This window comes from Mycobacterium sp. NGS66 (assembly GCF_059812225.1).
Window position 1 is genome coordinate 36,549 of sequence record NZ_JCALCG010000004.1, and the last position, 23,862, is coordinate 60,410.

At 65.4% G+C, this 23,862-nt stretch carries 20 protein-coding genes and 1 pseudogene; 10 read left to right on the forward strand and 11 right to left on the reverse strand.

Annotated features, from left to right (window positions below):
- The first annotated feature begins 18 nt into the window (after positions 1 to 18).
- From AC5Y2L_RS10145 to AC5Y2L_RS10160, 4 genes are all read left to right on the forward strand, one after another.
- The gene (locus AC5Y2L_RS10145) at positions 19 to 1,200 is read left to right on the forward strand and encodes a cytochrome P450 (protein WP_499935518.1); all 1,182 of its coding nucleotides are present in this window, start codon (positions 19 to 21) and stop codon (positions 1,198 to 1,200) included.
- The gene (locus AC5Y2L_RS10150) at positions 1,197 to 1,391 is read left to right on the forward strand and encodes a ferredoxin (protein WP_499935520.1); all 195 of its coding nucleotides are present in this window, start codon (positions 1,197 to 1,199) and stop codon (positions 1,389 to 1,391) included. Before AC5Y2L_RS10145 ends, AC5Y2L_RS10150 begins: the two co-directional genes overlap by 4 nt.
- A 148-nt stretch (positions 1,392 to 1,539) precedes the next feature.
- Complete coding sequence (locus tag AC5Y2L_RS10155; protein WP_499935522.1) at positions 1,540 to 2,328, forward strand: heavy metal-binding domain-containing protein; 789 nt, start codon at positions 1,540 to 1,542, stop codon at positions 2,326 to 2,328.
- Positions 2,328 to 2,711 carry a DUF5073 family protein gene (locus AC5Y2L_RS10160; protein ID WP_499935524.1) on the forward strand — a complete coding sequence of 128 codons (384 nt, stop codon included), beginning with the start codon at positions 2,328 to 2,330 and terminating at the stop codon, positions 2,709 to 2,711. Before AC5Y2L_RS10155 ends, AC5Y2L_RS10160 begins: the two co-directional genes overlap by 1 nt.
- Here the strand turns inward: AC5Y2L_RS10160 and AC5Y2L_RS10165 are convergent.
- Positions 2,699 to 4,105, reverse strand: coding sequence for a WS/DGAT/MGAT family O-acyltransferase (locus tag AC5Y2L_RS10165; RefSeq protein ID WP_499935526.1), 1,407 nt, complete (start codon positions 4,103 to 4,105; stop codon positions 2,699 to 2,701). The genes AC5Y2L_RS10160 and AC5Y2L_RS10165 overlap by 13 nt on opposite strands.
- Positions 4,106 to 4,579: 474 nt before the next feature.
- Between AC5Y2L_RS10165 and AC5Y2L_RS10170 the strand changes: the two genes are divergently transcribed.
- Positions 4,580 to 5,278 (forward strand): ABC transporter ATP-binding protein, encoded by a 699-nt coding sequence (locus AC5Y2L_RS10170; RefSeq protein WP_499935776.1) that lies wholly within the window; start codon positions 4,580 to 4,582, stop codon positions 5,276 to 5,278.
- Positions 5,275 to 7,779: an ABC transporter permease gene (locus AC5Y2L_RS10175; RefSeq protein WP_499935778.1), complete on the forward strand. Its 2,505-nt coding sequence runs from the start codon at positions 5,275 to 5,277 to the stop codon at positions 7,777 to 7,779. Before AC5Y2L_RS10170 ends, AC5Y2L_RS10175 begins: the two co-directional genes overlap by 4 nt.
- Positions 7,780 to 7,785: 6 nt before the next feature.
- Here the strand turns inward: AC5Y2L_RS10175 and AC5Y2L_RS10180 are convergent, their stop codons facing one another.
- Together AC5Y2L_RS10180 and AC5Y2L_RS10185 are read right to left on the reverse strand one after the other, a co-directional pair.
- Positions 7,786 to 8,349: a DUF4389 domain-containing protein gene (locus AC5Y2L_RS10180; RefSeq protein ID WP_499935780.1), complete on the reverse strand. Its 564-nt coding sequence runs from the start codon at positions 8,347 to 8,349 to the stop codon at positions 7,786 to 7,788.
- A 23-nt stretch (positions 8,350 to 8,372) separates the two neighbouring features.
- Positions 8,373 to 9,569, reverse strand: a complete 1,197-nt coding sequence (locus tag AC5Y2L_RS10185) for an FAD-dependent oxidoreductase (RefSeq protein ID WP_499935781.1) — start codon at positions 9,567 to 9,569, stop codon at positions 8,373 to 8,375.
- A gap of 261 nt (positions 9,570 to 9,830) precedes the next feature.
- Here AC5Y2L_RS10185 and AC5Y2L_RS10190 point away from each other — a divergent pair, with 261 nt between their 5' ends.
- Positions 9,831 to 10,418, forward strand: a complete 588-nt coding sequence (locus AC5Y2L_RS10190; RefSeq protein ID WP_499935528.1) for a hypothetical protein — start codon at positions 9,831 to 9,833, stop codon at positions 10,416 to 10,418.
- Between the two features lie 12 nt (positions 10,419 to 10,430).
- Here the strand turns inward: AC5Y2L_RS10190 and AC5Y2L_RS10195 are convergent, their stop codons facing one another.
- Positions 10,431 to 11,552, reverse strand: coding sequence for a sulfite oxidase (locus AC5Y2L_RS10195; RefSeq protein WP_499935530.1), 1,122 nt, complete (start codon positions 11,550 to 11,552; stop codon positions 10,431 to 10,433).
- 127 nt (positions 11,553 to 11,679) lie between these two features.
- Here AC5Y2L_RS10195 and AC5Y2L_RS10200 point away from each other — a divergent pair, with 127 nt between their 5' ends.
- From AC5Y2L_RS10200 to AC5Y2L_RS10210, 3 genes are all read left to right on the forward strand, one after another.
- Positions 11,680 to 12,825 (forward strand): serine hydrolase domain-containing protein, encoded by a 1,146-nt coding sequence (locus tag AC5Y2L_RS10200; protein ID WP_499935532.1) that lies wholly within the window; start codon positions 11,680 to 11,682, stop codon positions 12,823 to 12,825.
- Between the two features lie 86 nt (positions 12,826 to 12,911).
- On the forward strand, positions 12,912 to 14,081 hold the full coding sequence (locus AC5Y2L_RS10205) for a M24 family metallopeptidase (RefSeq protein WP_499935783.1): 1,170 nt from the start codon (positions 12,912 to 12,914) through the stop codon (positions 14,079 to 14,081).
- Between the two features lie 5 nt (positions 14,082 to 14,086).
- Entirely contained in the window at positions 14,087 to 15,217 is a 1,131-nt protein-coding gene (locus tag AC5Y2L_RS10210) for a M24 family metallopeptidase (protein ID WP_499935534.1), read from the forward strand.
- 10 nt (positions 15,218 to 15,227) lie between these two features.
- Here the strand turns inward: AC5Y2L_RS10210 and AC5Y2L_RS10215 are convergent.
- The 7 genes and pseudogenes from AC5Y2L_RS10215 to AC5Y2L_RS10245 form a co-directional block, all read right to left on the reverse strand.
- A pseudogene (locus AC5Y2L_RS10215) lies at positions 15,228 to 16,592 on the reverse strand (HNH endonuclease signature motif containing protein).
- 153 nt (positions 16,593 to 16,745) lie between these two features.
- Complete coding sequence (locus AC5Y2L_RS10220; RefSeq protein WP_499935536.1) at positions 16,746 to 17,510, reverse strand: SDR family NAD(P)-dependent oxidoreductase; 765 nt, start codon at positions 17,508 to 17,510, stop codon at positions 16,746 to 16,748.
- Positions 17,507 to 19,840, reverse strand: a complete 2,334-nt coding sequence (locus tag AC5Y2L_RS10225) for a CaiB/BaiF CoA transferase family protein (protein WP_499935538.1) — start codon at positions 19,838 to 19,840, stop codon at positions 17,507 to 17,509. Before AC5Y2L_RS10225 ends, AC5Y2L_RS10220 begins: the two co-directional genes overlap by 4 nt.
- 7 nt (positions 19,841 to 19,847) lie before the next feature.
- Positions 19,848 to 20,819, reverse strand: a complete 972-nt coding sequence (locus AC5Y2L_RS10230) for an enoyl-CoA hydratase/isomerase family protein (protein WP_499935540.1) — start codon at positions 20,817 to 20,819, stop codon at positions 19,848 to 19,850.
- Between the two features lie 10 nt (positions 20,820 to 20,829).
- A complete protein-coding gene (locus AC5Y2L_RS10235; protein WP_499935542.1) occupies positions 20,830 to 21,666 on the reverse strand; it encodes a mycofactocin-coupled SDR family oxidoreductase in 837 nt (278 codons plus the stop codon).
- Positions 21,663 to 22,868: a cytochrome P450 gene (locus tag AC5Y2L_RS10240; protein ID WP_499935543.1), complete on the reverse strand. Its 1,206-nt coding sequence runs from the start codon at positions 22,866 to 22,868 to the stop codon at positions 21,663 to 21,665. Before AC5Y2L_RS10240 ends, AC5Y2L_RS10235 begins: the two co-directional genes overlap by 4 nt.
- Positions 22,869 to 23,011: 143 nt before the next feature.
- Positions 23,012 to 23,707: a TetR/AcrR family transcriptional regulator gene (locus tag AC5Y2L_RS10245; RefSeq protein WP_499935545.1), complete on the reverse strand. Its 696-nt coding sequence runs from the start codon at positions 23,705 to 23,707 to the stop codon at positions 23,012 to 23,014.
- Positions 23,708 to 23,862: the final 155 nt, after the last annotated feature.

A 23,862-nucleotide genomic window follows, 5' to 3' on the forward strand; every position in this document is an offset into this window, starting at 1 on the left:
CGGTGTCACGCTAACTCCATGACAGACACCGAGGGTTTTGTCGACCAGGCGGTCATGGGCCTCGCCGAGCCGCAACCCATGTACAAGGCGCTGCGTGAGTCGACTCCGGTATTTCGAGCGCCGCAGTCGGTGGTGCTCAGCCGTCTTGCCGATATCGAGATGGCGCTCAAACGCACCGACCTGTTCTCGTCGAACATGGACGCCGTCGATCTCGGCAACGTGCGACCGCTGATCCCACTGCAAGTCGACCCGCCCGACCATGCCAAGTATCGCCGCATCCTGGACCCGCTGTTCACCCCCCGGGAGATGGCCCGGCGTGAACCACTCGTCACCGACCTGGTGAACCAGATGATCGACGCCTTCGCCGACCGCGGCGAATGCGATTTCCACGCCGAGTTCGCGGTTCCGCTGCCGTGCACGGTGTTCCTGCAACTACTCGGCCTGCCGCTGGCAGACCTGGACAAATTCCTGGACTGGAAGGACGGCATCATCCGGCCGGAAGGCGACTCCGGCTACGGCCGCCGCCACGAGACCTCCGCGCCCGTGGCGAACCAGATCTACGACTACTTCGAGCGCGCCATCGACGACCACATCGCCAACCCGCGCGACGACGTGCTCTCCGCCATGATCGCCGCCAATGTCGAGAGCGAGGGCCGTCGGCTGACGCGCGAGGAGCTACTCGACATTTGCTTCCTGTTTCTGATCGCCGGCCTCGACACGGTCACCGACTCGCTCGACTGCTTCTTCGTGTACCTGGCACGACACCCCGACCACCGCCACCAGATCATCGAGCAGCCCGAGATCCTGCCGCACGCGATCGAAGAGTTGTTGCGTTGGGAGACGCCGGTGCCCGGGGTGGCCCGGGTGGCCATGCAGGACGTCGAGGTGGGTGGATGCCCGATCAGCAAGGGCGAGCGGGTCAGCCCGCTGCTGGGCGCGGCCAACACCGATCCGGCGGAATTCCCCGATCCCGAGCTGGTGGACTTCACCCGGAATCCCAACCGGCACCGCGCGTTTGGCGGAGGTCCGCATCGCTGCCTCGGATCTCACCTGGCGCGCATGGAGTTACGCGTGGCATTGCGCGAATTCCACCGGCGTATACCGGATTACGAGATCAAGCCGGGCACACAGCTGACCTATACCGCTGCGCTGCGATCGGTGGAGGCGCTGCCTCTGGTGTTCGGAGCACCCCTGCGATGACCCATGTCTCGGTAGACCCGGACCGCTGCACTGGGCACGGGCGTTGCTACACGTTGGCGCCAGACATCTTCGACGCCGACGAGATCGGGCATTCCGTCGTGCTGGCCGTGGAGGTTTCCGGGGAAGCCGAGCAGCACGCCCGCACCGGCGAACAGAACTGCCCGGAGCAGGCAATCACGCTGTCGCCTTGAGCAGCGCTGTCACACAACGAGACTGGGCTGAGCTCAGCCCGGCTTGATTCCCGGCGCCACCACGTGCCGCCAAAATCGCGCGAATAAGGCAGACACCTGCGGCTCGCGGGTCGTACGCTGACGCAAGACGTTAGAAGGGACCTCGCCGATGGAACCGAACCAGCTCGATCCGGTAGCCAGTGAACGGCTGTCGCACGCCACAAAGTCATGGACGTCCGACCTGTCGATCAACGAGTTCGCACTGCTGCACGGGGCCGGATTCGAACCACTCGAGCTGGTGATGGGGGTCTCCGTGTATCACGTCGGCTTCCAGTTCAGCGGCATACGGCAGCAACAGGAATTGGGTGTGCTCACCGAGGCGACGTACCGGGCGCGGTGGAATGCGATGGCGCGCATGCAGGCCGAAGCGGACGCCCTGAAAGCGGACGGGATCGTCGGTGTCCGACTCAACTGGCGTCATCACGGCGAGGGCGGCGAACATCTCGAGTTCATGGCGGTCGGCACCGCGGTGCGCTACACCGAAAAGCCCGGCGCATTCCGGCGTCCCAACGGACAGGCGTTCTCCAGCCACTTGTCCGGCCAGGACATGGTGACCCTGCTGCGATCCGGGTTCGCTCCGGTGGCGTTCGTGATGGGCAACTGCGTGTTCCATATCGCCGTACAGGGCTTCATGCAGACGCTGCGCCAGATGGGCCGCAACATGGAGATGCCGCAGTGGACACAAGGCAACTACGAAGCCCGCGAGCTGGCGATGTCACGCATGCAAAGCGAGGCGGAACGCGACGGCGCCACGGGCGTGGTAGGAGTGCACTTCGCCATCTCCAACTACGCGTGGGGGATGCACACGGTGGAGTTCTACACGGCGGGAACCGCGGTACGGCGCACCGGCAGCGGAGAAACGATCACCCCGTCGTTCGTCCTGCCCATGGACGGCTGATGGTCGACTTCGATCACGAGCGGGTGAGCCGCACCGTCGGCGCCGCGCTGGCCGGTCCGGGCGGGGTCGGGTTGGTGGTGAAGGTCTTCGCGGGAATTCCGGGCGTGGTGCACACGCCCGCGCGACGCGGATTGCTGCGATCGCAGCCTGAGCGGATCCAGATCGGTGACTGGCGTTACGAGGTCAGCCGCGACGGCCGCCTGCTGGCGGCGCACTTGGTCAACGGCGTCGTCATCGCTGAGGACGTCCTGCTCGCGAACGACGTCGGACCGCACATCGCCCGTGCGCTCGGGCAGATCGTCGCCAGATACGGCGCCACCGTCATCCCGAACATCAACGCGGCCGTCGAGGTTCTCGGCACCAGCACCGGCTACGAATTCTGAACCGATGTCGGACTCCGTCGTTTGTCACACTCCAACAGCTCTTTGAGCGCCTCGGGAAACTCGTCCGCGATTTCCCACAGGTCGGGCAGCAGGTCCGGGCACGAAATCAGGCCGACTCCCAATATCCCGTTGAGGGACATCACGGTGATGTTGAGGCCGGCGCCGGCGAGGATAGGTCCGAGCGGATACATCGTCTCGATCCGGCAGCCCAGGAAGTGCAACTGGATCTGCGGGCCGGGCACATTGGAAAGGATCAGGTTGTAGGCGGGACTCAGCGAGATCGGAATTCGCGGCAGGATCTTCATCGCCGCGCCGAACACCGTCGGTCCGCCGAACTGTGTCCAATCGTGCAGGAGTGTCGGTCCGATGGCCGCGGTGTGGTCTTTGGCTGCGGCGTTGCGTGCGGCCGTTGTGCGGATTCGCTCGGCGGGGTCGCTGATCTGGGTCTCCAGTCGGCAGAACATCCATGTGGTGTGGTTGCGGCCGGGACGGTTCGATTTGTCATGAACCGATACCGGTACCGCGGCCACCAACGGCTCGTCGGGCAGTTCGCCACGCTTGAGCAAGAATCGGCGCAACACTCCGGCGCACAGAGTCACCACCACGTCGTTGACGGTCACCCCGAACCGGTTCTTGACCCTTTTGATATCGCGCAGGTCCAACTGCGTGTAAGCGATATTGCGCAGTCCGCTGAAGGGAGCGTTGAACGCGGTCGCCGGGGCCGCGAAGGGAGCGGCCATGGTTCGGCCCTGGCGCGCCCGAAGCGCCGTCTGGGTCAAGGTCAGGATGGTCGCCGGCACTACCCGTGCCAGCCGCAACGGCCGCAGCGCGAACTCCTTGAGGCCGCTGACGGCGATCTCGAGGGGGCTTGCGCCACCCGCCCCCTTATCAATGGGTTCCGGCGGCGGCGCATCGGGTTGCTCGCTGCAGAGATGAACCAGCAGGTTTACCCCGGCGACGCCGTCGACCAGCGAGTGGTGGACCTTGAGCATCACTATCACGACGCCGCGGCGGGCACCGCCCTCGATCACCCACATCTCCCACAGTGGGCGGTGACGATCCAGCGGCAGACCTGCGATATAGCCACAGATCTCAGCCACCTCGTGACGCCCGCCCGGCGAAGGCGCGGCCACCCGGTGCAGGTGGCGACCCAGCTGAAAGTTGTCGTCGTCGACCCAGACCGGATGGTCGAGGTTGAGCTGGGTGTCCGCAAGTTTCATCCGGAACTCCGGCACCGCCTGCACGTTCTTCGCCAGCGCCGCGCGAAAACGGGCATACGTGTAGCCGCCCGGCATCGTCGAGGTGTCCAACTCCAAGACGCAGCACACATTCAACGGCTGCGTCGGTGTCTCCAAATAGAGGAAGAAAGCGTCAAATCCGCTCAGTCGTTCCATAGCCGTACAACCTCCCACGCCAAAATGTGGGTTGATGCACGCTAATGCGCCGCGCGCCGTGACACAAGCCCCACATTCGACGGCCACCCGAACCCGAATTTGTGCCGGGCTCCCCACGGGCATCGGGATATAAACATCCCGGTCGAGCATCACGCTGAACCCCCTGGGCACCGGTTTCGTGTACTCCGCATGAGTCGCGGCCGTCATGCACTGGGTAGTGCGCGCTCGTTGATTTCCTCGATCGAGGCACTCGCTGCCGCCGATCGGCCGGATCGCGGCCTGACCGAACTGCGCGATGCGGCGCGCCAGCACCGGGTCAATGGCCATCCGGTCCCCGTGCTGGACAACATGCGGTTCGACGATGGGCAGCTCTTGTCGACGCTCGGACCGTCCGGGGCCAGTAAGAGCACACTGCTGCGTCTGCTCGGCGCGGTTATCGAAGCACTCGTTGGCCTCGATCCGCCGGATCGCGCACTGACCATCGAACTGCACGACGTGGTGCGCCAATACCCGATCGGTGATCAGCAAGTCCGTGCGCTGGACAACGTCAACCTGACGCTTGAGGGTGGGCAGTTCGTGTCCATCGTCGGGCCGTCGGGGGCGGGCAAGAGCACGTTGCTGCATCTGCTCGGCGCCTTGGACTGCCCTGACACGGGTTCAATCACCTTCGACGGCAAGGAAATCGGCCAGCTTAACGATCGGGAACAATCGGAGTTTCGACACCATCGGGTGGGATTCGTCTTCCAGTTCTTCAACCTGTTGCCGACGCTCTCGGCGTGGGAGAACGTGGCTGTGCCGAAGCTGCTCGACGGCGTTCGACTCGGTAAGGCCAAGCCGGACGCGGTTCGGCTGCTGGAGCGCGTCGGCCTTGGCAATCGCGTCGAGCATCGGCCCTCGGAGCTGTCCGGCGGGCAAATGCAGCGGGTCGCGGTGGCGCGGGCGCTGATGATGGATCCCCCGCTGATCCTCGCCGACGAGCCCACGGGAAACCTCGATACCACAACGGGCGCTTCGATTTTGAAACTACTGGCCGAAGTCGCACACGAGGAAGGCCGCGGCCGCCTGGTGGTGATGGTGACCCATAACCCAGAGGCCGCGCAGGCGACGGACCGGATTATCACGCTGCAGGACGGCAGAGTCGGTTCCGACGAGTCGTTGCTGGTCCCGTGCTGAAACCAGGCTCGGCGATCGGTGCCGCGGCCAGCCGGCTACGGGTGTTCAGCCTGCGCGAACTAACCCTCCATCGTCGCCGCACCACCGCCTCGATCGCCGTAATGGCCGTCTCCGCAATGTATCTCGTCGCCATAATTGGCATTTTCGGATCGATCACCGGGTCGGTGAACCGGCTGAGTGACGGTATCGCGGGCGTCGCGGCCCTGGAGGTGTCGGGTATCACCGACGCGGGATTCCCCGACACCATAACGGGCGACGTGGCCGCGGTTCCCGGCGTCGCGGTCGCAGCGCCGATGATCCGCACGTCGGCGACCGTCGCGTCGGGTCACGTGTTGCTGTTCGGCGCAGACCAGAGCATCGCTGCGCTGGGCGGCGCGCTCAAAGACGGGGTATCGGGTCAGCTGACAAGTTCATCGGACCCCCCCAACGGTGTCCGTGTCGGTCCCGCCGTCGGCCACCGGAAAGGCGATACGTTCCAACTTGGTTCGGAGTCGGTCACGGTCATCGAGGTGCTGGGCGGTAAGCGGCTTGCCGACCTCAACGGCGGGCACTATGTCCTGGCTCCACTTGCTTTGGCGCAGAACATCACCGGGCGGCAGGGTCAGCTCGACTCCATTCTGATCAGCGTCAAACCCGGCGCTGATCTCGCCCAGGTCCGCAAGGCCGTCGTCGCCGCCGTGAACGGCCGGGCGATTGTGGCGGATCCCAGCATGCGGGCGACCCGCGCCGGCGACGGCGTGAAGATGATGAATTACATGGCGCTGATGGGCGCGATGGTTGCGCTGATGGTCGGCGCCTTTCTCATCTACACCACGATGACCATGGCGATCACCCAGCGCCGCCCGGTCATCTCGATGCTGCGCGCGATCGGCGGGCGGCGCGTCACCATCGTTCGTGACATGCTCGCCGAAGCCGCGCTGCTCGGACTTTTCGGCGGGGCCATCGGCGCGGCCGCGGGAATAGTGCTGGGCCGCATAGCGATTGGCCGATTGCCGACGGCCATGACGCAAGGGCTGGAGGCGCGCGTCGAATACTGGCTGCCGGTCTACGCGATACCGACGGCACTGCTGGCCACCGCTCTCACCAGCGTGGCGGCGTCGGCGATGGCCACCCGCCAGGTGTACAAGGTCTCACCGATCGAAGCCTTGGCGCCCGTGGGCGTCTCGGCGGCCGATCGGGTCCCGCGATGGCTGCGGATAGCGACCGGGATCGGCGCCGTCACGGTGCTGGCAGTCTCGATGACGCTCGTCATGACCCAACGGGGCGTGGTGGCCTTTGCCGCGATGTCGGCGGTGTTCAGTGCCGAAGTGGCGCTCGGCTTCGCGCTTACCGCGGCCATCGTGAAGGCCACCGCCGCGACGGCCCGAATGTTCGGCTCGTTCGGGGCACTTGCGGCGGCGACGATCGAACGCGCACCGCGACGGGTGTGGGCCACGGTGATGACGGTGCTCATCGCGGTCGTCACCACCATCGCGATCACCGGCACCAACACCGACATGATCCGCTCGGCGCGGGGCATCTTCTCGTCGGTCGCCGAGGTTCCGGTGTGGGTGAGCGCCGATGCCCCCGACAGCTACCCCACCGACGCTCTGCCGCAAGGTCTTTCAGAAAAGGTGGCCGCGGTGCCGGGCGTGGCGCGCGTCGTCGAGGGCGCATTCGGGTTCGCCGAGGTCGGCGGCACCCGGGTGATGCTCGACGGGTTCTCCGCGGGAAGTGCCGACGCCCTTTTCCGCGCGCTCGACAACCGGGTCCGCGACGACGTGCTCGCCGGGCGTGGCGTGGTGCTCACCCAGAATCTGGGTAAGACGCTGCACGTTCGGGCCGGTGATCGGCTGCGCATGCAAACCCCGCGCGGCGTGCAGGAGACGACGGTGTTGGCCCTGGTGCCGTATTTCTCGACGGTCATCGGCACGGTCGGAATGAGCCTCGACCAAATGCGGACCTGGTTCGAACGTCCGGCGGCCACCGTCTTGCAGGTTTCCGCGGCGGCGGGCGTCGATCCCAAAAACCTGCTCACCGAGGTGCGCCGGGTGGTGCCGGCGCCGAACCACGTCTACGACGGCCACGCCGAGCTGGCCGGACTCGAGGCGCCGATGCGCCAGAGCATGTTCATCGCCAACGCCGTCTGGGTGATCGTGGTGCTGGTGGCCGCGGTGGCGCTGCTCAATACCCTGACGCTGTCGGTGCTGGAACGCCGCCGCGAAATCGGCGTGCTGCGGGCGATGGGCGCCAGCCGCCGGTTCACCTTGCGGATGGTCCTGGTCGAGGCTTTGGGCATCGGGGTGGTCGGCGGAGCGCTGGGGCTGGTGTTCGGCCTGACCGACCAGTGGCTGTTCAGCCTCGTCAGCGGCGAGATGATGAATTTTCACGTCGGCTTCCGGCCAACCGTGATGGTGCTGGTCTTCACGATCGGTGCCTTGGCGATCAGCCTGCTCGGCTCGGTGCCACCCGCGCGTCGCGCCGCGCGACTCAACATCATCGAGGCCGTCAGCGTCGAGTAGGTTAGGTTAGCCGAGATCCATTCGGAATGGCGGATATTCGTCGCGCATCAACGACACGTACACCGCAACCCGATAGCGCCACCGGACGATGCCCATGAGCAGTTCGAAGATGCCCCGGGGAATCGTGCCGGTGCACAACAACGCCACCGCGGTGATCGGAGCGAGCACCTGCAGCAGCGGTTCCATGGCCCAGCACAGCAGTATCTGCGGCAACGCCAGCAGCCACCACTTCACCAACACGGCCCCGCGCGAAAGCCGTTCGGGATAATCCACTTCCAGATCGCCTGGGTAATCCGGCTGCGAGGCCAGGGTGAACGGCGGGTACTTGTCGGTGCTGTTCATCGGGAAGCGGTAATTCATGACGCGCCACGACCAGCGCAGCACACCGACATTGAAGTCGAAGATCGGGCGCGGATACCGCCCGGTGCACAAAATGGCAACGCCGGCAACGACTGTCAGCACCGGATACACCAGGTAGAGCGCGATCAATATCGGGTAATGCGGAACGGCCAGCACACACCACTTGACGAGCCACAGCCAGCGCGAGGGAGCGTCGAATTCGCCTCGCACCCGTACCGGATAACCCGAGTCGCTCATCGCGATACCGCAGGGGCACGTATCGGATAGGTTGCGCGCGCCAGGTCTCGGCTGATTCGTTGCGACAGCCGGCGGTGGCTGGTGGCACGCAGAAACGCGGCAAGGGTCCAGGTGTGCAACCGGTCCGAGATCAACGCCGCGGGTCTCAGTACCGACTCGCCATGGGCAACCTGCAGCGACGCCACCCGCGACACCGCCGCGACCCTGCGTCGCCTGGTCTTCTCGTACCAGCGCAGCGCACTCGGAACATCACTGAACCTGATACCTTGCCGCAGATCCGAAAGCGCCTTGCACAACACCATCGAGTCGAGCAACGCCTGATTGGTGCCCTGCGCGAGGGTCGGCGGCATGGTATGTGCGGCATCGCCGAGCAACGTCAGCGCTCCTCGGCCGGGGGCCGGTATCGGATGCCGAAAATGCGGAAACGGCGACGGGGCCAGATCGTCGTCGGTGAGTTTGTCGAGTAGCAGATCGACCGAGTCGGTCCAGCCGGCGAAGCTCGACCGGATCAAATCGATCGGACGCGTCGGCCTGACGAAATCGGACGACCACGGCAGGTCGAACCACCACTGCAGCTCGCGCTCACCCGCGGGCCAGAGGCCGAGATTGCCGCGCTCGCCGATCACGATCAGGCCGACGCGCTTGTCGGCGAAATCCGGGAAATCGACCAGGCCCTGCCAGCTGCACCAGCCCGTCGGCTTCGCGTCCGGCGCACCGACCACGCCGCGGATTGTCGAGTGCAGGCCGTCGGCGCCGATCAACAGATCGCCGTCGGCCGTGCTGCCGTCTGCGAACATCACCCGCACCCCGTCGCGCCGAGTGCTGACCCGGACCGCCCTGGAGCCGCATCGGATGCGTTCTCCGGGAAAGCCTTCCAGCAGTCGTTGCAGCAGAACGCGACGAGGCACCATCCGCACCGGCGCCCCAAGCCGATCTTCCATCGCCGCCACGTCCACGGTGGCAAGCCGACGACCACCCGAGGTGATCACCCGAACGCTGGACAGCAGCTGACCGGCGCCGTCCATGTCGACGCCCAATTGCCGCAGCACCGTCTCGCCATTGGACCAGATGGTCACCGCCCCGCCACCGGCCTGCACATTGGACCGCTGGTCGAAGACGGCGACGTCATGGCCATCGCGCAGCAGGCCCCGCGCGACGGAAATTCCGGCGACCGCCGCGCCGACCACCAGCACCCGAAGCGGTTGCCGCGGCCGTGCCACCGCTTCGCCGAGGGACCCGCTCGACGTGGGTGGTGGACGACTCACATCAGCGTCGGCGCCGCAGCGATCACGGTCTGTCATCCGCCCTCCAATCCGCTGCGTTGGTCACGTTTCCGCACGCCAATCGGTTCACGCCGAGGGACAGCCGATGGGGCGGTCGAGGTGGCTTCTGACAGCGCCGACACGTCAGGTCTCGCCGAATCGGCATCACGACGCCAGGTAGTCTGCGATTCGATGAGAATCTCTCACACGATCGTCGCCGCTCTGACCGCGTTGAGTCTGGTACTGACGGTAGGCGGTTGCAGCAAAAAGCCCACGCCGTCCACGGGTAGCCGCGGCCCGGCGCCCACATCGTCGGCCGCCGGCCAGCCCTCTGACTACGCCAAGTTATTGATCCAGGCCAGCGACATCGTCGCGCCCGAACCCTTCAAGGCCGGCCCGCCTACCCAGAATCCGAACGGCCAGCCGGGTGTCGCGACGACCTTCAGCACTGAAGACGGCATTCGTGTCATCCACGACACGATCCAGGTGCTGGCGGACGGCGCGGCCGCCACCAATGCGCTGAACGCGGCCAAGGGCGCACAGGCGAACACGTTGAAACACCCGTCCACGCATCCCGCCAACATCGGCACCGGCGGCACGACGGTGATGGGTAATTCGCTAGACCACTCCAAGGGAGTGACGATACTGATGTTCACCGAGGGAAAAGCCTTTGTCACATTGCAATTCGACGGGCCGGTCGACTCGTTGGCGCCTCCGGACTTCGTCAACGACGTCGGTCAGAAACAGGACGCGGCCGTAAAGAAGGGCCTCGGGGGCTGATCGTGTGTCGCGCTATACCACGGTGAATTCGACGCGCGCCCAGGCGTTGTTGCCGTAGCCGCGCGGATTCCACAGGGACGCAGCTGATTCCGGCTGCACTGTGCCGGTGTCGTCCCAGGCTCGAGCGGTGACATGCACAGGCCCCGGTTCGACGTCGACGGTCAGCGACCACGGTCGCCATGACCACTCGCTGGGCGCCCGGTGTAAGTCGGCTTGCTGCCAGGTGAGGCCGTCGTCAAGGGATACGTCGACGCGCTCGACAGCGCGGCCGTCGCCGACGATTCCATAACCACGGATGGTCAGTGCACCCGCCGGGATCCGGTCGCCGTCGGTTGGGTACAGGACGTCGCAATTGAGTGCCAGCGATGACAGCGAAATGCCTTCGCCGGCCGGGCTCGTGTCGGCGTCGGCGTCCGGCGGCAGGATGCGGTAGTCGTGGGCCTGAAAGTAGTTTTGCGACGGCCCGGCTTGCACGATGACGGCCGTGACCCATTTGACGCTGCGAGCCCCGATATAGCCCGGCACCAGGACGCGGACCGGGCCGCCGTGTGCACGCGGCAGCGGTTGGTCGTTCATCTCGCAGGCCAGCAGGACTTCGGGTGACATCGCCTTGCTCAGCGGGATGGAACTGCCGTACGGCTGGGCGGGCCGAGCCTCCAGCGCCACATCCGGGGCGTCGAAGGCAACGTGCAGTCGCTCCCCGAGTTGCACTCCGGCGGCCGCGAGGACATCGGCCAATCGCGCCCCGCGCCAAATGCCCGTGGAAATCGCCCCGTGCGCCCACGGCTCTTTGCCCGGTATGTCCCGCACCCGCAGCATCTCCGCACGCCGATTGCCGGCGCAGGCCAGCGTGGCGACCACGGTGTGCTGCTCGAAATCGGCCTTCAGCTGGCCATATGTCAGGGTGAGCGGCCTGTCCACCAGACCGTCGACCGTCAGCTGCCACTGCTGTGGCGCGATGTCGGGGATAGCGCCGTGGTTGCGGGCATAGAACGCATCGAGCGGGGTGATGGGGTCGTCCGCCAGCAGCGCGGCGGGCGGCTCGGCGTTGTAGGGAAGTTCTGTGCGCACGATCATGTCCTGGCGCTTGCCCCACGGCTCCGGACGAGCCTGCGGGTCTGCGATCGCCTTCATGTCAGCCCCATGTCGGACATTGTCCGTCATCACCGGGGCCAGTGCAGCGCAGTGCGCATCACTCGCTCCCGGCCGGCGTGCCCGATGCCACATACTTGAGCCCGACCCACAACGAAACGGAGTCATCATGGACGACGTCGTCCACGGACATTGCGACAGCACGTTCGACAAGGTCCGCGCCGCGCTGGCGGACAACATCGTTTCCGGCGAAGAGGTCGGTGCCTGTATCGCGATCGACGTCGACGGCGAAACCGTGGTCGATATGTGGGGCGGCCGCACTGACTTCCCGCGCACGCGGGCCTGGCGCGAGGACACCATCGTCAACGTGTGGTCGTCGACCAAGACGGTCACCAGCCTGGCCGGCCTGATGCTCATCGACCGGGGTCTCGTCGAGCTGAACGCACCGGTCGCCCGGTACTGGCCGGAATTCGCGGCAAATGGCAAGCAGGACATCGAGTTTCGTCACCTGTTGTCACACACCTCCGGCGTTTCCGGTTGGAATGCGCCATTCACCACCGCAGACATGTACGACTGGGAGAAGTCGACCGCGGCGCTGGCCGCACAAGCCCCCTGGTGGGAACCGGGAACCGCATCGGGCTACCACGCGCACAACCAGGGCCACCTCATCGGCGAGGTGATGCGGCGCGTCACCGGGCGTTCACTCAAGGAGTTCGTCCGAGACGAAATCGCCGGTCCGCTGGGCGCCGACTTCCAAATCGGTGCCAGGCGTGACGATTACGACCGCATCGCCGAGATCATTCCGCCGCCGCCGCTCGATTTGCCGCTGGAGATGCTGCCCGAAGACAGCCCGATGCGCAAAACCTTCAGCGGCCCACCCCCCAACGCCGACGCCGCCAACACTCCGGCCTGGCGCGACGCCGACTTGGGCGCACTCAACGGCCACGGCAATGCGCGGTCGCTGGCGACGATCTTGTCGGCAGTGTCGTTGGGCGGCAAGGCGTGTGGAGTTCAACTGCTCAAGCCCGAGACCGTCGAGCTGATTTTCGAGGAGCAGGCCAACGGCGTCGACCTCGTGCTGCCCGCACCCGTGCGGTGGGGCATCGGTTATGCGCTGGCGAAAAACGAGGCACTGCCCTATGTTCCGGACGAGAAGATCTGCTTCTGGGGTGGATGGGGTGGCTCAATGGTGGCGATGTGCCCGGACCGCCGCACCACCATCTCCTACGTGATGAACAAGATGGGTCCAGGGATTCTGGGCTCGGACCGGATGGCGACCTACGGGTCGCTGATCTTCGATGCCCTGACGTCGTGACCGCAGACTCGTCGCGAGAACGCTCGCCTACCCTTCCTCCCCGCGGCACCGTCCTCGATATCCCTGACGAGCCCGACTGGGGGCGGATGCGTTCGGAGATCGGAGCGCGCTTGCACACGGCGATGGCCGAATACGGCGTCGACGCCCTGATCCTGTTGATGAACGGCTACGTCCAATACGCAACCGGGTTCAGTTGGCCGCTGCTGGACGCCGGTCTGTCGCATGTTGAGCGCCCGGTGGCGGTGGTGCTGGCCGAGGATGTGCATCCGCATCTGTTCCTGCCTTTCCGCAACGGGGCTTCGTCGGAGCCACCAGGTCCTGCCGACCACCTGCACGGCCCGGTCTACCTCGAATTCGACTACGGCGTAGCAAATTTCGCGCGCGTGCTGGCCCAGTTGATTCCGCCGGGTGCGACGGTTGCCGTCGACGAGATGACCGGTGCGATGCGTCGCTCGGCGGACCTCCTGTTTCCGTCGGGTGCGCCCTCCGATGCGGCGGTGGTGATAGGTGCTGCGCAGCTGGTGAAGACCCGCGACGAGATCTCGTGTATTCGCCGCGCCTCCCGGATCACCGAGCGGGCCATGGCCGATGTGCAGCGGGCGCTGGCGCCGGGCGTGCGGCAGATTGACTTGTCGGCCGCGCTGGTGCGCCGAGCGTTCGAGCTGGGCGCCACCGCTAACATGCTGGAAGCGATCTGGCAGGTGATGCCGCCCTCGCGCGAGGCCGGCGTATGGACGACGCATGGCGACCTGGCCCTACCACTGTTACCCACCGATCGTGAACTGGCAGCCGGCGATGTGCTCTGGACCGACATCAGCTTCAGCTACGCCGGATACTGCTCGGATTTCGGCCGCACCTGGCTGGTCGGCAGGCAACCGGCCGCAGCACAGCAGGACCAGTTCTGGCAGTGGCGATCCATTGTGGACGCGGTGCTGTCGGTAACTCGCGCCGGTGCCACGTCCGGGGATCTCGCCCGCGCGGCGATCGCCGCCTACGGTGGCCGCAAACCCTGGCTGCCGCACTTCTACCTGGGCCACGGCATCGGGACCTATCCCGCTGAAATGCCAATGATCGGAACCGATTTGGGCCAAGAGTTCGACGACAACTTCGTCTTTCCGCCGGGCATGGTCCTGGTTCTGGAACCGGTGGTGTGGGAAGACGGTACCGGCGGCTACCGCAGCGAGGAGATCGTGGTGATCACCGAAGACGGCTATACGCCGATCACCGACTACCCCTACTCCCCCTACGGTGACTGAGCCCGATGACAACTGACGTGGCGCCCGACGATCGGTCATTGCGGATTTGGCGTCGAGCCCGGGCACTGGACCAAATGGCGGCGCACGACCTCGACATCCTCGTGCTCGGGCGCCAATCCAACATCCGCTACGTCACCGGCGCCCCGCAGCTGTGGATCGCCGGGACGCGACCGTTCGGGCCGGTCTGTGTCGTGGTGCGCGCCACCGGCGAGATCTATCTCAATACCACCGACGACGAAGGCGTTCCCGAGGAAATCGGCCACGATCACCTTTACGGACTGGCGTGGAACCCATCGTCCTTGGTCGACGTATTGAAGAAGATTCCCGAGGCGGAAACCGCGCGTCGCGTCGGAACCGACGCGATCACACCCACTTTCGCCGTGTTGCTACCCGACGCGTTTCCCAACGCAGAGCTGGTGGACGGCGAGTTGGCCATGCGAGCGGCGCGGCGCATCAAGACACCCGACGAAATAGCGGCGATGGGGCCGGCTGTTCGCATTGCCGAAAAGGGGCTGGCCGCCGGAGTGGCTGAATTGCGGGCCGGGCTCCCCGAGCAGCACCTGGCCGGCGCGGTGCTGGAAGCCATGGCGGCCGGCGGGGTGAGCGCGCCCGCCACCCAGGACGCCGCGTGGGTGACCTCGCGCGAGCATCCATGGCGACGCGCCCAGCCGCGCGGCACAGTGCGCGACGGCGACCTTGTGGCATTCGCCGCCGGCGCGTTGGCCGGCGGTTATGTCGGCGAAGTGGGCCGGACTTGGCCGGTGGGAGAGCCCGTTCCTGGGGCGCGCCGGCTCTATCAACGCTCGAAGACGTTGTATAGCAAGCTGATTGCGGCCTGTGGCCCCGGCGGCTCCACCCGAGAGCTGCTCGCCGCCTACGAAGCGGCCGGCGAGCCGACGCCGCCGATGCCGATCGCGCATGGGCTCGGACTCGGTTTCGATCCGCCGGTGGTTTCTGAGATCCTTTCTGCCGCAGACGCTCACGAGCGACTGGAGCCCGGGATGGTGCTGGCGATCACGGCCTACGTGTGGGCGAACGGCGCCGGCGCGGTGCTCCGCCGAGACACGGTTCACATCACCGAGGATGGCGCTGACGTGCTGACCGCCAGCCCATCGTGGGATGACGCGGCAGGATAGAGCGAACTCGTCAACCGGGTTCGTCGTCGTCTTCGTCGCGCAGGAATCGTTCGGGGTGGTGAAACGAATTCGTTCTTGGCTGGCCGTGGTCTAAGTGCGGTGGCGGTATCCATTCGGTCTCGCCGTGGGCGTTGGTGCGGGTGGTCCAGCCTTTTTCGACGAGCCGGTTATCTGGGCCGCAGGCCAGGGTGAGGTCGGTGATGTCGGTGCGGTGCGTGGTGGTCCAGCCTTTTACGTGGTGGGCTTCACTGTGTTAGGCCGGCGCTGGACAGCCCGGTCGGCTACAGCCGCGGTCCTTGGCGTAGAGCATGATTCGCTGCGCGGGTGAGGCGAAGCGTTTGGTGTGATACAGGGCCAGGGGTTTGGCGCCGTCGAAGATGGCCAGGTAGTGGTGGGCGTGGCTGGCCATCCGGATCAGATCCGACATCGGCAGCAGCGACCCGCCGCCCGTGTGGGCTTTGCCGGCGGCGGCGTGCAACTCCTTGACAGTGGTCATCGCGATGATTGATACCGGCAGCCCGTTGTGCTGACCCAGGTCTCCGGAGGCGAACAGGCCGCGCAGTCCGGCGAGAAACGCGTCATGGTTGCGCTGAGCCTGAGAGCGGGTGTCGCGGCGCACCGCCTCCTCATCGGGCTGCTCGTCGACCACCGGGTTTTCGTCGTCGGGGTTGCACGCCCCCGGTGCGGCCAATTTGGCCAACAGGGTCTCGATGGCGGCGCGCAGCTCCGGGGTCACCATGCCGCTGAGGCGGGACATGCCGTCGTATTCCTGTTTGCCGAGGGTGAGGCCGCGCTTGCGGGCGCGCTCGGTGTCGTCGAGTTCGCCATCGGGGTTGAGCCAGTCCATGACTTTCTGGGCGTATTGGGCCAGCTCGTCGGGGCGGTAGTGGCTGGCCTTGTCGGCCAGGTCGGCGTCGGCGGCGTCGCGGGTGGGCAGGTCGATGTCGGTGGGCAGGTGGGAAAAGAAGCTGCGGATCACCTTGATGTGGCCGTCGCCGATCAGCCCTTGGCGTTGGGCGGCCGCGGTGGCGCTGAGCTGTGGGGCCAGCGGTTCGCCGGTCAGCGCGCGGCGCTGGCCAAGATCGTCGGCGTCGGCGATGCGCCGGGCCGCTTCGGCTTTGGTGACCCGCAGGCGGTTGGCCAATGCGGTGGATAAGCCGCCGCCCAGTTCTTGTTCGCCCGCTTGGGCTTTGACTTGGTTGATCAAGGTGTGCTGGGGGGCGCGCAGCCGGCGGGTTAGGTGTTCTAGCCGCTCCAACGCGCGCAAGCGTTCTGGGGTGGTGAACACGTCAAAGGACAACCCGCACAACCGGTCCACCTCGGCATCGAGCGCGCGAAAGACCTCCACGACCTCTTCACGACTGCTCGAACTCATGCCGCAAGCTTATGAAGACCCACCGACAACAAACCCTGAAATGTGGCCACTGAAGCCACAGTGACACAAGGGATTTAGACCCGTCGCGAGCAGACGCAAAGTCCCCCACCTTCGTACCAAATAAGGCGATTTTGCGTCTGCTCGCGCTTTACGTCACCAAGTCTGTTCGGCAGCGCGGACCAGCATCTGGTTCACCGCCACCCGACGATCACGCGTCACCATGTACAGCACCGCATCCGCGATATCGTCCGGCCGCAACTTCACCATGCCGGCGGTCCGGTGCTCGAATGCCTCACGCGCCGGGCCATTCAGGTGATCGAAAATCTCGGTGTCAACAGTTCCGGGACCCACCACTCCGACCCGCACCCGCTTTTCGATCAACTCCTGGCGGAGACTTTCACTGAAAGCATTCACCCCGAATTTGGTCAGCGAATACACCGCGGTGCCGGGCCGGGCCACCCAGGCCGCAGTCGAGCTGATGGTGACCACATCGGCCACGCCGCGCGGTGAATCGGCGGCGGCGTCGATCAGATGCGGCAACGCTGCCCGGGTGACGTAGAGGACTCCGCGAATATTGACCGCCACCATGTCATCCCAGTCTTGCACTGCGGCTTCGGCCGCGGACCCAGATTGCATGACGCCGGCGTTGTTGACCACAATGTCGAGGCGTCCCAATGCGTCGACGGCACGCTGCACCGCATCCGCCGCCTGATCGGCATCCGTGATGTCGGCAGGCACGGCAAGCGCTGTGCCACCGAATGATTCGATCTCCGACTGCAGCGCCTGCAACCGATCGTCCCGCCGGGCCAACACGGCCACCGCAGCACCGTGCTCGGCGAGCGCTTTCGCGGTGGCGGCGCCAATCCCGCTGCTGGCGCCCGTCACCAACGCGGCAGCACCAGCCAATGTGGGCGTCATGTCGTGGCGCCCGTGCCGGCACCCAGGATCTCGCGCAGGACATAATCGGTGTCCTCACCGAGGTCGGGTGCGCCGCGTTCGATGCGTGCCGGGTTTCGCGTCATCCGCCACGACGGACCGATGATCGGCCGCTGCCCTTCGCGGTGATCGGAGACGAAGCGATACAAGCCGCGGTCCCAAAGCCGTTGATCGCCAATGACATCGATGGCGGTGGCGCTCTTGTTCGCGGGCACACCCGCCATCCGCAGTCGATGCGCGAGTTCTTCAGCGTCGTGATCCCGGGTCAATACCCCCAGCCCGGCATCGAGAGCCGCCCGGTCAGCCTGGCGACGGGCCCGAGTCGAATAACGATCAGCCAACGACTCCGCATCCAGCACCTCGCATAGCCGTTGCCACTCAAGGTCATTGGCTACGGCAATGCTGACCCAGGAACCGCCGCGGCATGGGTAGCAGCCGTGCGGACACAGGTCAGGATGGTTGTTGCCGTGGGGCCCCAGCCGTTCTCCAGTCAGACTGTGTTCCACGAGGCAGTCCCCGATCATCGAGGAAAGCACCTCCACGGCAGAGACGTCGACGAATTGCCCTGCACCGCAATGCTCGCGATGCAACAACGCGACCACGGCCGCAAACGCGGCGGCCGCGCCAACCGTCGAATCACCGTAACGCATGCTCATCCCGAGGGGCGGCCCGCCAGGGTAGCCGACCAGTCCGGCGAGCCCAGCCAACGCGGCGAACGACGGCGCATAACCGGTTTGGTGGCCCAACGGCCCGTCGTTGCCCCACATCTTGATCGACACCGAGATGATGTCCGGCTTGATCTCCTTGAGCTGGTCATAGCCCAGGCCCTGGCGCTCCATCGCGCCCGGGCGGAGGTTGTTGATGACGATGTCGCTGCGGGCGATCAGCTCGCGCAGCCGCGCCATACCCTGTGCCGACTTGATATCGAGGTCGACGCTGAGGATTTCCGGGTTGATGCTCAGGAAGTACGGGGCGTGGTTGACGTCCGTGCCGCCGTAGGCGCGCATTTCCTCGGGGCTGCCAGCGGTTTCGACCTTGATCACCTCAGCGCCCAATAGCGCCAGCAGCTTTCCCGCGTACGGGCCGGCCCACACTTTGGTGAGCTCGACGACGCGCACCCCTTCCAGCGGGCCGCCCCGGGCACGCATGGGGGCCTTGAGCTGAGGCGACTTGACGGTCAGCGACGTGCGCGGTGCACCCAGCCCAGTCATGACATCCGCGGTGTGCTGGCCGAGAGCCGGTGCGGCAAAGGCGGTTTCCGCCGGCGATGCGGTCAACCGGTAGGGAACCGTGGCGTACGACGCGCGCCCCAGCACCGGGTGACGTATCTCCCGGAAAAAGCCTCGGTGCCGGTACTGTGGCGAGGCACGCAAGTCCGCAGCGTCGTTGACCGGCACCAGCGGCACGTTCAGGCGTTGGGCTGCTTCGGCAGCAGTCTCTTTGGGCAACTCCTTGACCCACGCCGCGAATCCGCGCTGAAAGGTCGCCACTTTCTCTGCCGTGACGGAGAACTCCAGCCAATCGTCGTCGAAGTCGTCGAGCCACTTTGGATGACCCATCAGCGCCTTGACCCCGAGCCAGTGCGCGCGGTTGGTCACGTACAGGTAGACAAAGCCGTCGGCGCAGGCGAAAAACGATGCCGGGCCTTGCTGGTCGTAGTCGTCACGTGTGCCGTGAGCGGGCACCTCACCGGTGATGAAGCGACCCAGTATGCAATCGGCGCGGGAGACCAGCACGGCGTGCTGCGAAATGTCGACGAACTCGCCTCCGCCGGTGTGCAGCCGCCGAAACAACGCCGATACCACGCACAGCGCCGCATCCAACCCCGCTTCGTAATCGGGCAGGAATCGGCCCGGTCCTTGCAGCGGTGGCTGGGCCGGGTCGGCATGGCTGGGCGTGTGATAGCCCCATCCGCTGGCATGAAATACGTTGATGCTCTTGACGTTGTCGAACTCGGCAGCCGCCCCATGGCCAAACGGCGTGATTGAACAGAACACCACGTCCGGATGCTGCTCGGCCCGGTCGCTCGCGCGGTCGACGATAACCGCGTCTGCCGTTCCGATGAGCCGCGTCAGTTCCTCAGCAGCCGCATCCAATTCGACAGACAGCTTGTTGGTGTTCAGGTAGGCAAACAAACCACTGCCTTCTGGTCCATCGGCGACAAGCGGTGCCAGGTAGCGAGTGGTGCTGCCCCGTCCCGGCGGCTCCACCTTGATCACTTCGGCGCCGAAGTCGGCCAGCAGCTTGCCGCAGTACTCCCCTGCGACGGACTCGGCCAGCTCGACGATCCTGATACCGGAAAGTGCCGACATGCCCGGCTTAAGGCTTGTTTCGCCCGGAGCGGCTCAGCCGCCACTCCGGCGGGAAGTTCATATCGTTGTCCTTGACAACGTTGTTGAGGCCCTTGCTGAAGGTGCCCTCGGTGAGATCGACCTCATTGTCCCGGTCGTTCGTGATCATCGGCAGCATCCCCTCGACCATGCCGGTGAGCAGACTGCCGAAGTACTCCCCTTTGTGTTGCTTGTAGAGCTCCAGGAACGTCTTCTGCACCGCGACCGTGTCGGTCGGGCGGGACCGGGAACATGCCATCGCGTATTTCAGTGTCTCGTCTTCGAGCTTGTCTCGGGGCACCACGCTGTTGACGAAGCCGCAGTCGTACATTTCCTTCGCGGTGAATGGCCGTCCGGTGAATAGCATTTCGGAGAACTTCCGCAGGCCCATGGTCTCGGCCCACCACCACAGCCGAGGGCCCCAGCCCACGTAGCGGAAGGCCGGGTGCCCGAACAGTGCGTCGTCCGAGGAGATCACCAGATCGGCGTCGCCGGCCTGGTAGAAGTGCCACCCGTAGCAGTAGCCCTTGGCCTCGATGATGCTGATCTTGCGGAGTTCCTGCAGTGGACGGTTTCCGGCGCGGGCCTTGGCGTAGAAGTCGGTGACCGTGGACAGGTAGCGATAGGATCCGCCGGGCGGGTACTTGACGTCGTCGTCGTTGATGGCGAGCTCGTGCAGCAACGGCATGCCCGGGTTCTCCAGCATCCCCCGTTGCTCGGGCAGGTCGCCGCCACTACCGAAATCCTCACCCTCGCCGCGGATTACCACGACCTTGACGTCGTCGTCCACATTGCACTTGTGGATCAGGTCGGCGTAGTTCTGCCGCATTCCCAACGTGGTCGAGTTCTGCGCGTCGGGACGGTCGAAGGTGATGTAGGCGATTCTGTTCTTGACGTCCTTCTCGAACTTGATGTATTGCTCCGCTTCCTTTTTCATCTCTTCGTAGTCGTATTCGGGCATCAGTATTCTCCTACTTCAGTAGTGCACCCGCGTCGACGGGCAGCGAAACGCCGGTGATGTAACGAGATTCGTCGGAGGCGAGGAACAGCACCGCGTTGCTGATGTCGATGGGTTCCACCCAGGGCACCGGCAGCGTGTGCGTCATCTGCGAGAACGGCGCGAAGTCCTCCGGCCCGGGATTTTCCAAGTCCGGACGGAATAGGCGAAACGTCAAGTCGTTCATGGTCATCGGTGTGTTGACCTGGCTGGGGTGCACCGAGTTCACCCGGATCCGGTGCTGGCCCAGCTCGACCGCGAAGGACCGCATCAGCCCCATCACGCCGTGCTTGGCGGCGATGTAGTGGCCGGTGTAGGCCAGGGCCTTGTGCGACCCGACCGATCCGGTGAGCACGACGGATCCGCCTCGCTCGCCGGCGATCAGGTGCGGCACACCGGCTTTCACCGTCTTCCACACACCCGACAGGTTGACGTCGATCATGTCCTGCCAGATGTTTTCCGGGATCTTGTGCAGTTTCTTGCCGATAGTCCCGATGCCCGCGTTCGCGACGATGATGTCGAGTCGGCCCAGCTGCTCCACCCCGCTGTCCACCACGGCCTTGAGCGAATCGTAGTCGCGCACGTCGACCTCCGCGGTCACGATGCGCCGGTCTTGGGCCTTGACCAACTCGGCGGTCTCGGCGAGGTCAGCCGGTGTTGAAGGCGGGTAGCTCAGGTTCTCGATCGGCGCACAGATGTCGATCGCGATGATGTCGGCGCCCTCTTGAGCCAGCCGCACCGCGTGACTGCGGCCCTGTCCCCGGGCGGCACCGGTGATGAACGCAACCTTGCCCTCGACCCGGCCGGTCATGACGCCACCAACGCGGGCATGCTTTCCCAGCCCCGCACGGTCGACGTCGGGCTCAGCTTGGCCCGAGACAGATCGACCTCCCATTCGGGGAACCGTTTGAGGATTTCCTCCAGCGCGACCCGGCCTTCCAGGCGGGCGAGCGCCGAGCCCAGACAGAAGTGCGTTCCGACGCTGAAGGTCAGGTGTGGCCGAGGGACGCGATGGATGTCGAACTCGCCGGCGTCGGGACCGAACTGGCGCTCGTCGCGGCACGCCGAGCCGATGAGATTGATCATCACGCTGCCCTCGGGGACGGTCTGGTCGTAAAAGGTGACATCGCGCGTGACATAGCGCGCCGTGTGCGGTGCGGGCGGCTCGTAGCGCAGCAGCTCTTCGATCGCCTGCGGGATGAGGCCGGGATTCGCGACGAGCTCGCGACGCTGATCGGGGTGCTCGGCGAGAACCTTTCCGGCCCAACCGATCAGCCGCGTCGTCGTCTCGTTGCCCGCTCCGGCGACGACGTTGACGTAGACCAGGATCTCGTCGCGGGTCAGCTGTCGGGTGGTGCCGGTTTCGTCGACGAACTCCACGTTGAGCAACTCGGTCATGATGTCGTCGGACGGATTCTCCGCCCGCCAATCGATGTACGCGGCGAACTGTTCGCCCACCGAAAGGCCTTTTTCGGCCGCCTGCATGGGCTTACCCGCCTCGGTGCGCAACTGTGCATTGGCGCGATCGCGGATGTACTCCTGATCATCTTCGGGGATGCCGAGCAGCGCACTGATGACTTTCATCGGCATCTGCGCGCCCAGGTCGGTGACGAAGTCGAACCGTCCCGATCCCACCAGTGGATCCAGCGCCTGCGCACAGAACTGCCGGATCATCGGCTCCAGCGCGCTGATCTTGCGTGGTGTGAACATGCGGGACAGCAGCTTGCGGTGCACGTCGTGGATCGGCGGGTCTTCGAAGATGAGCATCCCCGACGGGATCTCCAGGTTGGCCTTGATCAACTCCAGGATCGCGCCGCGAGCGGAGCTGAAGGTGGCATGGTCGACCAGCGCCTTGTTGACGTCGACGAATCTGCTCACCGCGAAAAAGTCGTATTCGGCGTTGTAATACAGCGGCGCCTCGTCGCGCAGCCGTGCGAACATCGGATACGGGTCGGCAATGAGCTCGACATCGTATGGATCGAACCGAACGTGGCTCTCGGTGCTTGTCGACACGAAATCTCTCCTACCGCTGGTATTTTCCGCTACCGGTTCGCTCCGGCTCGCTGACGGTTCTTCTCTATGTGCGTAGAGAACCATACCGCCGACGCGCTGGCAATAGGCCCGTGAAACCCGTATCCCTGTGCGGACCGAGCATTTCAGGTCCGCCGGCGCCTGGCCGTGCGGCGCCCGCGGGCTCCGGTAAGTCGTCCCTTGTCCGGGCTCTTCAGGATGCCGGTGGCAATCGCGGCCAAGATTCCGTCGAGTTGTTCGGCACTCTGGACAATCCGGTCGCCGTGGGCGACCCGCTGCAACAGGCCGTTGATGAATGTCAGCGTGACGTTGCTCAGATCCTCGATCACGGCCGATTCCAACTGGGCGCCGTCAGGCATCAGCTGTACCAGAATCTCGCGATGCAGCTTGGTGAAACCATCGGTGGCCTGTTGCAAGATCGCGGCGAGCGCCGGGTCGCGAGTCGCCTGCATCGTCAGCTCGTATCGGGCTTTGGTGCGGGACAACTGCGGCTCGCTGCCGGCTTGGATTACCACCTGCGACAACCGCGACGGTGAGGGATTGTCGCCCCGGCCGTCGGTGCTGTCGACCACCGAGTGCAGGCTGGCGAGGTCCAACTCGGCCAGCCGCTCCGCGACCGCGCGCAGCAGCGCCGATCGGGTGCGGAAGTAGAACGAGGTGGTGCCGTCGGGAACCCCCGCCTTGCGGTCCACCTTCAGGTGGCTCAACCCCTTGGCACCGTCGTCGGCCAAGAGCTGAATCGCCGCATCGCAAAGATCCCGCCGGCGCTCCGCGGGATTGGGCTTTCGCCGCTGCGATGCGGGATCGGCACGTTGAGCCATGGCGCGGGAGCTTTCCTCAGGCAGGAGACCGGTATCTGGATCGGAAGCGTACTCTATGTTCGTAGTGTGGGCAAAGGGCTGTTCGATGCTGCGTGTTTCAGTGACACGCCGCTTGGCGCCTCTTGATCGACAGCAACGGTCGTCTACCTTGCTGA